This is a genomic window from Nocardiopsis sp. NPDC006139 (assembly GCF_040614155.1).
Taxonomy (GTDB): domain Bacteria; phylum Actinomycetota; class Actinomycetes; order Streptosporangiales; family Streptosporangiaceae; genus Nocardiopsis; species Nocardiopsis changdeensis.
In genome coordinates this window covers 326,406-337,704 of sequence record NZ_JBEXTT010000005.1, presented here as the reverse complement: position 1 = coordinate 337,704, position 11,299 = coordinate 326,406, and the positions used below count along the sequence as shown (strand labels likewise).

General features: G+C 73.3%; 8 protein-coding genes. 3 read left to right on the top strand and 5 right to left on the bottom strand.

Features of this window, described 5'->3' with window-relative positions:
- Positions 1-78: 78 nt before the first annotated feature.
- The 4 genes from ABZ249_RS09350 to ABZ249_RS09335 form a co-directional block, all read right to left on the bottom strand.
- On the bottom strand, positions 79-924 hold the full coding sequence (locus ABZ249_RS09350; protein WP_355259576.1) for an amidohydrolase family protein: 846 nt from the start codon (positions 922-924) through the stop codon (positions 79-81).
- A gap of 374 nt (positions 925-1,298) precedes the next feature.
- Entirely contained in the window at positions 1,299-1,796 is a 498-nt protein-coding gene (locus tag ABZ249_RS09345) for a DUF4352 domain-containing protein (RefSeq protein WP_355259573.1), read from the bottom strand.
- Between the two features lie 392 nt (positions 1,797-2,188).
- Complete coding sequence (locus ABZ249_RS09340; protein WP_355259570.1) at positions 2,189-2,836, bottom strand: DUF4352 domain-containing protein; 648 nt, start codon at positions 2,834-2,836, stop codon at positions 2,189-2,191.
- Positions 2,837-3,356: 520 nt separating this feature from the next.
- On the bottom strand, positions 3,357-5,900 hold the full coding sequence (locus ABZ249_RS09335; RefSeq protein WP_355259567.1) for a M14 family zinc carboxypeptidase: 2,544 nt from the start codon (positions 5,898-5,900) through the stop codon (positions 3,357-3,359).
- 423 nt (positions 5,901-6,323) lie between these two features.
- Between ABZ249_RS09335 and ABZ249_RS09330 the strand changes: the two genes are divergently transcribed.
- The 3 genes from ABZ249_RS09330 (at position 6,324) to ABZ249_RS09320 (ending at position 8,567) form a co-directional block, all read left to right on the top strand.
- Positions 6,324-7,679 (top strand): multidrug effflux MFS transporter, encoded by a 1,356-nt coding sequence (locus tag ABZ249_RS09330; protein WP_355259564.1) that lies wholly within the window; start codon positions 6,324-6,326, stop codon positions 7,677-7,679.
- A 70-nt stretch (positions 7,680-7,749) separates the two neighbouring features.
- Positions 7,750-8,268 carry a pyridoxamine 5'-phosphate oxidase family protein gene (locus ABZ249_RS09325; RefSeq protein WP_355259561.1) on the top strand — a complete coding sequence of 173 codons (519 nt, stop codon included), beginning with the start codon at positions 7,750-7,752 and terminating at the stop codon, positions 8,266-8,268.
- Positions 8,269-8,360: 92 nt separating this feature from the next.
- The gene (locus ABZ249_RS09320; protein WP_220561443.1) at positions 8,361-8,567 is read left to right on the top strand and encodes a hypothetical protein; all 207 of its coding nucleotides are present in this window, start codon (positions 8,361-8,363) and stop codon (positions 8,565-8,567) included.
- Between the two features lie 286 nt (positions 8,568-8,853).
- On the opposite strand, the gene ABZ249_RS09315 is transcribed toward ABZ249_RS09320, so the two are convergent.
- Positions 8,854-11,211, bottom strand: a complete 2,358-nt coding sequence (locus ABZ249_RS09315) for a glycoside hydrolase family 3 N-terminal domain-containing protein (protein WP_355259557.1) — start codon at positions 11,209-11,211, stop codon at positions 8,854-8,856.
- Positions 11,212-11,299: the final 88 nt, after the last annotated feature.

The window sequence follows — 11,299 nt, the reverse complement described above, 5'->3', positions numbered from 1 at the left end:
GGTGGTGGGCGCGGGGGGGGGGGCGAGTTGCATTTCTTTTTTCTGGTGGTTGGTGTCGGGGGGCGCGCCGCGGCGCGCCTACCCGGTGATCCCGTACCAGTGGCGCGCGGTGCCGCCCTCCACCCGGGCGAGCCCGGCCGCCGAGGTCGCGGCGGCGACGGCCGCGCGCAGCGAGCCCCAGGCGGTGGCGTGGTCGGCCGCGAGGCGGACGACCGGCCAGTTCCCGGCCAGCATCGCCCGTTCCGGACCGAAGGCCTCCAGCGCCCGCCCGACGTAGGGGGCCAGGGCGCCGGCGTCCCAGTCCCACCCGGTCAGCACGTCGCCCCCGACGGAGACCTTCACCGCGACCGAGGGCAGAGCCGCCAGACGGGCGATCCACTCCCCCCACGCCCCGGGGTCGGGGCGGCCCAGCGGCGGCGTGGCCAGGTGGTCCACCACGATGCCCAGGGAGGGGTGGGCCGCGGCCACCTCCTCCACCAGCCGCACGTGGGACTCGCCGGTCACGACGATCTCCCACACCAGCCCGGCCTCCCCCGCCGCCGCCATCACCCGCAGCAGCTCCCCGTCGGCGCGGGTGCCCGGCGGGACGGCCGCCCGCAGGCCCCGGACCAGCGGCGTCAGGGCGCGCACCCGCGCCAGCTCCCGCTCCGCAGCGCCGGCGTCGTCCAGCGGCAGCCAGGCCACCACGGCCCCGACCGGCGCGAAGGCCGCCGCGTACGCGTCCAGCCGGTCGTTCTCCGCGGGCCCGGCCGCGCACTGCACCAGCACCGTGCGCGCGATCCCGCCGGCCAGTTCGCGTTCCAGGTCGGCAGGGGCGAACGCGCGGTCGAGCACCGCCGTCCGCGGATCCCTCGGGCGCACCCCCGCGGGCCAGAAGTGCTGGTGGGCGTCCACCGCCCCGGACGGTGGTGAAGAGGTCTGCACGGGGGGTCTCCTCGCTCTGGACGACCGGTCCCCGAATTGTAGACAATAGATCGCTAGCTGATAGTCGAACCAACCCCACGCTCTCCCCTCCAGAGACGGTGAGAGCGGATGAGGCCTCATCGTCGGCCCCCGTGTGCTTCGGCATGGCGGCCGAGCCGCCGGTGCGGTCCAGGCCGGCCTCCCCGGAAAGCGGCCGTTGGAGCCGGCGGTACCGAATCCGGAATGGGGGCAAGGAATCCGGGGCAGGCGCCCGACACCACCGCGATCCGCACTACAGGTCGACCCCGGCCGGAACGTCTCCAGGGGCCGCCCGGTCACCCGGGGCGGCCCCTGATCGGCGCCCTCCGAAGCCTTTGTGGAGAACACCGGCCGATTCAGTCGACCTGGACCGTGACGGGCTCCTCCATTGAGAACGTGTCCTGGATCTCGACGGCCGTGATCTCGGTCCCCTCGGGAACGTCGAAGACAGCGGTCCCGGACTTCTGGTTCCCGGGATTGATCTGCTCCAGGAACAGGGAGTCCTCACTTCCCGTGGTCGACGCCGAGTGCGTGTTGCCGTCGGCGTCGATGAGGGACAACGCGCTGCTGTCGAAGGTCGTCGACTCGGTGCCGATGTTCTCGACGGTCAGCGCCACGAGTTTGAACTCGCCCTGAGGGCTCGTCTCTTCGTAGCTCGACGCCGTTTCGATCGATTCGATCGTGACGCGCCACTGCCCCAGGTCGGCGGGCTCCCCGAGACCGACAGAGGTCTCCTGGGCCCCGTCGCCGGACGTGTCCTCCGCAGGCCCCGTGAACGCGGAGAAGAACGCCCCCGTGCACGCGACCGCCAGAATGATGACCAGCAGGGCCGCGATCCCGCAACCGAGCAGCACCCAGGGCCACTTCTTCTTTCGCGGAGGGGGCGGTCCCTGCTGCCAGGGTGGCTGTGGCCCGCTCGGCGGCTGCGCTCCGCTCGGTGGTTGCTCGTACATGGGCGTACTCCTTCGAGAACGAAGGGATCGACCGGCCATCGATTCCTCCAGCCTTCACACAAGGATCGCCCAGCGACAGCCGAAAAATGGAATAAAAGCCCCAAAAACCACCGAAGGAGATCACAGATCAGCGGAAATTCCTGTGAATATCTCATCCACAGGAACAACCACAACAGACCGCATTCTCTCAACCGCAAAGGGCGACGACTTTCCCGAAAAACCGACTCGCCCACCCCTGGACGGATTCCTCGGAAAAAGACCTGCGGGTCTTCACTCCTCCCGAGACGACAACCCTAGTCCAACAGGATTTCCAGCGGGGCGCCGGCCCCGGAGACCTCCAGAACAGTGGACTGCGCCCCCTCGGGAAGGTCGAAGGCGACCGTGCCCGTCACCCGGTTCCCGGGGTTCACCTGCTCCGAAGACAGGGCATCGTCGGCGAGGATCGAAGTGTCGGCCTCGTGTCTGTTGCCTTCCGCATCGATCAGGGTCAGATCCTCCTCGGAGAAGTGACCGACCTCGCGCCCGATGTTCTCGACGGTCAGGCCGACGAGGTGGAACTCTCCTTGGGCTTCCTCCAGGGAGTACCCGTCACCGTAGGTGGGAGAGGTCTCCACCGAATCGACGGTGATGCGCCAGTCGGCCATGACCCCGGGCTCCCCGATGCCTATGTCCTGACTCTCGCCTTCGGCACTGGTACCACCGTCACCATCGCCGGGGGCATCAGGACCTCCCGAGGTGTCCTCGGAGGTCCCGGCCCCGCCCTCGCCGCTCCCCGAGGGACTCAGGACGGTACCGAAGAACGAGGCCGTGCAAGCGACCATCAGGATGAGGACCAGCAGAGCGGCGATCCCACAGCCGAGCAGGACCCAGGGCCAGTTCCCCTGGGACGGCGGGGGTCGCCGCCACGGTTGCTGTGGCTCGCCGGGGGGTTGCTCGTACATGGACGCCCCTTACCGAAAGACGGCGGAATCGACTCTCCACCGACCGCTCAATCCTCATTCAAGGATCCTCCATCCGAAGAAGAAAAATCGGCAATCCCCTCCAAAGATTCATTGAAGGGTCTCCAAGGCCAGGAAAACGCCTATTCATATACCACCCCAGGGCGGCCCGACCCTCCCAGCATTTCTCCAGACCACCCGGCAGGGTCGACTCGGTTTTTCAGAGCAGACCCCGCGCAACCCCCATCCGAACAGAATTCGGAATCGATCGGTTTCGGATGCCCGACGCCGCGCATGATCCAGGAGAGCACGCGATCGCGCGGGGCAGAAGTAGGGTCCAACAGGTCCTGGGCGCCGTCTCGGCTTTTTCGAACGTGCTCGACCATGGGCTCGTCCCCGATGACCTCCAGGGCCGGGAGACGGTCCTCGCGGCAATGCCTCGCGCTGATCCACGGACGCCTCTGCCCTATCACCGCCGCACCGTCCGCCCCGGGGGTTCCCGGGGCGGACGGTGGGGTGCGGGTCAGGCCGGCGGGGCCGAGGCCGTCCAGTACAGGGCCTGGGCCACCTGGGCGAAGAGGCCCTTGGGGTGGTGGCGGAACATCGGCTCGGTGCCGAAGAGCACCACCGCGGCGCCGTCCGCCGTGCCGCTGACGACCGCGGCCCGCCCGGCGGCCGCGTCCGGGCCGCCCGCGCCGTTCGCGTCGGCCCGCCAGTGCCCCGCCACCAGCGGGTCGTCGGCGTAGGTCTGCTCCACCGAGACCCCGGCGCCGAGGTCGGTGAACCAGCCCGGCGAGTACACGAACGTGTGCCCGCCCGTGCCGGTGAGCACGCCCTCGCCCGCCTCCGCGGCCACCACGCCGTTGGCGTCGGAACGGCCCGCGGCGCGGGTCACGTCCAGCAGCCCCGCCTGGTCGTTGAGCCGGGCGCCCGTCGCGCCGCGACCGACCAGGCCCCCGCCTCCGGCGAGGAACCCGTCCAGGGCCGCCCGGGCGCCGGCGTCCAGGTCGGCGTACACCAGGCCCGAGCCCGCGTACAGCACGTCCACGTCCGACCAGTCGAACCCGCCGTTGAGCACCGCGGTGGACACCGGCACCAGGTCGAAGCCGAGCGCCTGGAGCGTGAACACCTCGTCGGCGGCGCCCGCCACCGCCACGGTCACCGGTTCCAGGGCGGTCCCGCCCGGCTCGTCGGCGGCCGCGAACACCGCCCCGTGCCGGTCGGCGGCCTCGGCGACCGCCCCGGCCGCCTCCGGCGCGACCACCGCGCCGCCCCCGTCCCAGGTCACCGCGGCCCCGGCCGCGAGCAGGCCGTTGAGGGCCGCGGCGTCGGAGCCGTCGGCCACCTCCAGCCGCCACCCGGCCGCGCCGGGCTCCTCCACCCGGCCGGTGGGCGCGGCCGCGGCCACCGGCCCGGTCGGCGCCGCCACCGCCTCCTGGACGGGGTCGACCCGGGCGCCCCACAGCAGGCCGTGGCTCCATCCGGAGATGTCGTACATCGCCTCCACGTCGCCGCTGATGTCGCGGCCCGCCTCCAGCAGCACGTTGGCCATGCCGCGTTTGGGCTGGTGCATGTCGATCACGTAGGACCCCGCCGGGTAGGTGCTCCCCCCAGCGGTGAACCCCTCCTCCGCGCGGTCCACCCGCACGTCGTTGGCGATGAGGAAGTCGACCAGCCGCGCGGTGGCGCGGTCCCGTCCCGGGAGCACGTAGGCCCGCGGGAACTCGGTGGTGTACACGTCCTCGGGGCCGAACCCGGGCACCCACCCCTGGGGCGGGACCACCTGCTCCTCGCCGGCCGCGCCGCGGCGGAACACCTCGATCTGGTCGGCGATCAGCTCCTCCCGGTTCTCCCGGGCGAACTCGATGGTCGCCTCGATGGTGGCGGCGGAGATGTCGGTGTTGATGGACGAGCGCCGCCGCAGCTCCTCCTCCGGCAGGTCCCTGTAGTCGGCGTTGTTGACCCGCATCGGGAACTCGACCGTGGCCGAGGCGACCGCGCCCTGGTAGGGCGCGTACATGGGCGTGAAGATCGGCGGCCAGTCGTCCCAGCCGTCGGCGCTGTCCCGGAACGGGATCTGCGGCGGCCGCACCCCGTCGTCCTCGGGCGTGTAGCCCAGCTCCAGGATCGCCTCCTCCATGGCCAGGGCGTTGGCGTAGGTGTTCTTGATGAACAGGTCGTACTCGTAGTTCTGGCCGTGCGGGGGCGTGCACGGCTCGATGAGGGTGCCGTTCACGTACCCGTGCTGGTCGACCATGACCAGCGGCTGGGTGTCGATCATGACCTGGCGCACCGCCGCGGTCTCCGGCTGGGACACCGTCACGAAGTCCCGGTTGAGGTCGAACCCGGCCGCGTTGGCCCGGGTCCCGGCGACCCGCCCGTCGGGGTTGGCGGTGAGCACGAAGTACAGCCGCGCGCCCTCCAGCAGCTCCTCGGTGGCGGGCTCCTCGCTGTGGGCCAGCTCCTCGATGACGCGCAGCGAGGCGTCGGTGCCCTCCCACTCGTTGCCGTGGATGTTGGCGTTGACGAGCACCGGGGTCTTGTACCGGTCGGACAGGGTGCGGTCGCGGGCGGCCCGGGCGGGGTCGTCGGCGATGAGCTCGCGCATCCGCCGCTGCTGGTCGGCGCGGGCCCGGTTCTCCGGCTCGGTGAGGGTGACCAGGTACAGGTCCCGGCCGCGGGTGCTGGTGCCGATGATCTCGGCGCTGACCCGGTCGGAGTCGTCCATCAGCTCGTTGAGGGCCGGGGCGAGGTCGTGGTACGGGGTCAGGCCCAGTTTGACGGAGTGGTCGCCGGGGTCCTCGGGGTGGACCGGCAGTTCGCTCTGGCGCGGGTAGGGGGTGTCGGGGTCCACCCCGGGCACCTGCGGCGGGGCGGGGGCGGTGAGGGTCCGGGCGGGGTCCTGGAGCGGGACGGCCGCGACGTCGTTGCGTTCGGGCCCGTTGCCGTGCTCGCGCAGGGCGGGGTCGGCCAGGACCGGGGCGGGGGCGCTGAGCACGCCGGCGGCGACCACTGCGGCCACGGCCGTCAGGGCGGCCCTCCGGCGGAGGGGCGGGGGTGGGTACACGGGGGTCCTTCCTGGGGGCTTCCCTGCTTCCTACCCCCGAGTGGCCGGTGGGACAAGGCGGTCCGCCGTGAAAACCGTGTTGCGTGCGGCGTTCCGCCGGATGACCGCCCCTTGGGGCGGGCCCGGCGCCGGCATGGGCCGCCGTTTACCCGCTCCTGGGGTCCGGTCGGTACGGATCCGCCGTGGGGGTCGCCACGCTCCCCCGGATCCCCTGTCCTGTAGGGGATCGCGCCGACGTAATCCGGATCACGGAATTCCTCGGGGAAAGCGGGGATTTTCCCGGCCCCCGACCCTTGTTGGAGCCGGGAGTGCGGCCCTTCGGGGTCAGTCCACGGCGCCCCGTCCGAAGACGGTTCACGGCGCCCGCGCACCGCGCGTTCAGCGCACCCCTGACCATCCCGATCCGGTAATGGAGATTCCCCGGTGACCCTTGCCTCCGTGCGCCCCGATCGCCGCCACGCGGCGACCCCGACAACCGTTCCCGCGCCCGCGCCCCCGGCCCCGACCGCCACGGCCCCCGCGCCGACCCCGACCGCCGCGGCCCCGACCGCTCCGGCGGCCCGCCCCGCGCCGGGCCGGGCCCGCGCCCTGCTGCTCGTCATCGTGCTGGGCGCCCTGTCCGCCATCGGCCCGCTGGCCACCGACCTGTACCTGCCCGCGCTCCCGGCCATCGCCGCCGACCTGGGCACGAGCGAGTCGGCCGTCAAGCTCACCCTGACCTCGGTCATGGCCGGCATGGCCCTGGGCCAGCTGGTGGTGGGCCCGCTCAGCGACCGCTGGGGGCGCCGCCTCCCGCTGCTCGTCGGCACCGCCGTGTTCACCGCGGCCACGGTCGCCATCGCCTTCTCGCCCACCGTGGAGGTCTTCACCGTCCTGCGGTTCCTCCAGGGGCTGTCGGCGGCCGCGGGGCTGGTCGTGTCCCGCGCGATCGTGAGCGACGTCTTCGACGGCGAGGCCGCCGCCGTGTTCTTCTCCCGGCTCGTGCTGCTGTCGGGGCTGGCCCCCATGCTCGGGCCGATCCTGGGCGGGCAGCTGCTGCTCCTGGGCCCCTGGCCGGTGCTGTTCGGCGCCCTGGGCGCGGTCGGCCTGCTCACCACCGCCCTGGTCTGGTGGGCGCTGCCCGAGAGCCTGCCCCGGGAGCGCCGCACCGCGGTGGACCCGCGCGGCCAGCTGCGGGTGTTCGGCGCGCTGCTGCGCGACGCGCGGTTCCTGCTGCCGACCCTGACCCTGGCGCTGGGCTTCGGCATGTCGTTCACCTACATCTCCGCGTTCTCGTTCGTGTCCCACAACGAGCTGGGCGCCGACGCCCAGCGGTTCGCCCTGGTGTTCGCGGTGACCACGCTCGGGATGATCCTGGGCAACCAGGTCAACGCCCTGCTGGTGCGGCACGTGGAGATCCACCGGCGGCTGCTGCTGGGCCTGGCCGGTTCGATCGCGTCGGTGGGGGCGCTGGTCGCGCTGGACGCCGCCGGCGCGGCGTCGCTGCCGTCGGTGACCGCGGCCCTGTTCGTGATGATGCTGTTCACCGGGCTGGTCTCGCCCAACGCCACGGCGCTGGCGCTGGCCCACCTGCCCGCCGACCGGGCCGGGAGCGGCTCGGCGCTGCTGGGGACCCTCCAGTTCGGCCTGGGCTCGGCGGTGGCGGCGCTGGCCGGCTGGGGCGGCGCGGTGACCCTGGCGGGCATGAGCACGGTGATGCTCGCCTCCGCGGTGGGCGCCGCCGCGGTGTTCTCCCTGACGGCGGTCGGCGCGCGACGCGCCCGGACGCGCGCCGCGTGAATACCGGGTGGATGTCGGCACGGGCCGTTAACCTGGGCGGTTCGTGCAAGGCGACCAGGGGGGAAGCGGCATGTCCACCTTTCCGAACCCGCAGGCCCGTCCGCTGACCGGGCGGGGACCGGCCGACTGGCAGGAGGCGCTGGCCCGGTTGTCCCGGGGGACGGGGGCCGCGTGGCTGACGGCGGTGCGCCCGGACGGGTCCCCGCACACCCGGCCGGTGCTGGCGGTGTGGGTGGACGGCCAGCCGTTCTTCGCCTCGGGCGCGGGCACCGCCAAGTCACGGCTGCTGGCCGGGGCCCCGCGGGTGAGCCTGGCGTGCACGGTGGCGGGCATGGACGCGGTCGTGGAGGGCACGGCCGAACCGGTCCGCGACCGCGACCGCCTCACCTGGGTGGCGGCCGCCTACGCCGAGCACCACGGCTGGGCCCCGGTCCCGGGCGAGGGGGAGCTGACCGGCCCGGAGGGCGCCCCGACGGCGGGGCCGCCCCCGTACGGGGTGTACACGGTGGTGCCCTCCGACGTGTACGCGTTCCCCACCGACGAGGACGGCCCGGCGCCCACCCGGTGGCGGTTCGACGTGTGGCCGTGATCACCGTGAGGTGAAACGCCCGATCTCAGGGGTAAGGGTTCGCTGAAGACAAAGGACGGTACAGCCTCGACCCCCCTTGTGGAGGCGGACCCATGCGAACGAAGATCGTCATCTCCACCCTCGTCGTCGTCTGGCTGGTCATCGGCGTGATCGCCGTGTTCCAGCGCGGACTGTTCAGCGACGAGCCCTCGTGTTCCAACGTCGGCTACACCCTGGGCACCGTATTCGTCGGGCCGCTGAACTACATGGGCGTGAACCCGACCATCGAGTGCCCGCCCCTGCCCGAACCCTCGGAGTGACCCGCGGGTCCCCGGCCGTGCCGGGGGATCACCTCCCCGGCACGGCGCCGCGCCCCCTCAGTCCGGCAGGCGCTCGACGAGTGCCCGCCGGCTGTCCGCCGGCGGGTGGCGGGCGCCCGGACCCGGCGGGACGGCGGCCGGGGCCCCTCCAGAGCCCCGGCGCGCCGCCGCACCGCGCGCCGTACCCGGCGCTCCGCGACACGGGCCGCGCGCTCGCCGCGGGGTGAGCGCGGGGCGGCCCGCCGGGGGCGGTCCCGCGGGCCCGCCCCCGGTACCCGCCCTACCGTCAGGCGCGAACGGTGAAGGGGGCCCGCAGCAGGTCCTCCTCGCGGGAGGACGGGCCGACCCGCAGCTCGAAGCCGCCCGGCTCCACCCGCCGCACCCCTGCGGCGTCCACCAGGGTGCAGTCGGCCACCGGCACCTCCAGCGCCACCCGCCGGACCTCCCCCGGGGCCAGCTCCACCTGCCGGAAGGCCTTGAGCTCCCGGTCGGCCCAGGTGACCGAGGTGACGGTGTCGGAGACGTACACCTGCACGGTCTCCAGCACCGGCCGGCCGCCGGTGTTGGCGACGGTGACCTCGGCGCGCACGGTGTCGCCCGGGCCCAGGTCGGCCTCGGCGACCACCAGGTCGGAGTACTCCACCCGGGTGTAGGACAGCCCCTCGCCGAACGCGAACGCGGGCCGCTGGGTGAGGTCGGCGTACCGGTCCCCGTGCTGGCCGCGCACCTGGTTGTAGAAGGTCGGCTGCTGCCCGGCGTGGCGGGCGTAGGAGACGGGCAGCCGGCCGGACGGCTCGATCAGCCCGAGCAGCAGTTCGGCGACCGCCCGGCCGCCCTGCATGCCGGGGTTGGCGGCGTGCACCAGGGCGGCGGCGTTCAGGGCCGACTCCGGCAGCACCAGCGGCTTGGAGGAGACGACCACGACCGTCATCGGCGTGCCGGTGGCGGCGAGCGCGTCCAGCAGGGCGGTCTGGGCGCCGACCAACTCCAGGGTGGCGGTGGAGCGCCCCTCCCCGACCAGCTCGATGCGGTCGCCCACGACCGCCACGACGTGGTCGGCGGCCTCGGCGGCGGCGACCGCCTCGGCGATCATCGCCTCGTCCGGTTCGGCGGGGTGGACCACGGGCGGCCGGGGCTGGCCGTCGGGGAAGGCGGCCCCGGCGGGGTCCGGTCCCAGGCTGCAGATGTCGGCCCCGCGGGCGTGCACGACCTTCCAGCCCTCGGGCGCGTGGTCGCGCAGGCCGTCCAGGACGGTGCGGGTCAGTTCCCGGGGGTGGCCCTCGGGCAGCCAGTCCACCTGGCCGGAGGCGCCCGCCCAGTCGCCGAGCTGGGTGTGGGGGTCGTCGGCGTTGGGGCCGACGACGGCGATGGTGCGGGCGGCCTCGCCGGTGCGGGCCACGGCGCGGCCGTCGGGGCCGGGGGCGCGCTCGTCGGTGAGCGGCAGCGTTCCGTCGTTGGCGAGCAGGACCAGGGAGCGGCGGGCGACCTCCAGGTTGAGGTCGGTGTGCTCCCGGCGGCCGATGACGGCCCGCTGGCGGGCGGGATCGGGGTGGCGGGGGTTCTCGAACAGGCCCAGCTCGAACTTGAGCGCGAGGATGCGAGCGACGGCGGCGTCGATCTCCTCCTCGGCGAGCATGCCCCGGGCGACGGCGTCCTGGGCGCCCTCGAAGAAGCCCGGGGTGGTCATGACCATGTCGTTCCCGGCCCTGACGGCGGCGGCCGCGGCGTGGGTGTGGTCGGGCTGGATCTTCTGCTCCCACACCATGCGGCCGACGTTGTCCCAGTCGGTGACGAGGGTGCCGGTGTAGCCCCACTCGCCGCGCAGCACCTCGTCGAGCAGCCAGGAGTTGACCGTGATCGGCACCCCGTCCATGGACTGGTAGCCGAGCATGAAGGTGCGGCAGCCCTCGCGGGCGACCCGCTCGAACGGGGGCAGGAACCAGGAGCGCAGCTTGCGCCGGGAGATGTCGGCCTCGGTGGCGTCACGGCCGCCCTGGGTCTCGGAGTACCCGGCGAAGTGCTTGGCGCAGGCCAGGATCGCGGTGGGGTCGTCGAGGCCGTCGCCCTGGTAGCCGCGGACCATGGCCGAGGCGAACTCGCCGATCAGGTGGGGGTCCTCGCCGAAGGTCTCGCCGACCCGGCCCCAGCGCAGGTCGCGGGTGATGCACAGGACCGGGGAGAAGGTCCAGTGGATGCCGGTGGCGGCGACCTCGACGGCGGTGGCGCGGGCGGCGCGCTCGATGAGCCCGGGGTCCCAGGTGGCGGCCATGCCGAGCTGGGTGGGGAAGACGGTGGCTCCCTCCCAGAAGGAGTGGCCGTGGATGCAGTCCTCGGCGATGAGCAGGGGGATGCGCAGCCGGGTCCGCTCGGTGAGGGCGGCGGCCTCCAGGACGAGCTCCGGGGAGGTGTGCAGCAGGGAGCCGGCGTGCATGTCCTCGACCAGGGGGCGCACCCCGCCCCGGGCGTCCAGCTGGAGCATCTGGCCGACCTTCTCCGGCAGGGTCATCCGCGCGACCAGGTCGGCGACCCGTTCGGCGACGCTCAGCGCGGGGTCGAGGTAGGGGTGCGGGGCGTTCACCAGGGGTTCCTCCTGCGGTGGCGGATTGTAGCGGTCGGTCACGGACAGGCATGGGAGCGATCCCACGGCGTCTACGCTACGACATCGGGCCATGGGACGAGGGGGCGGGGACGCGTCATCCCCTCGCCGGCCGCGCACCCCCGTCCCGGCGTCC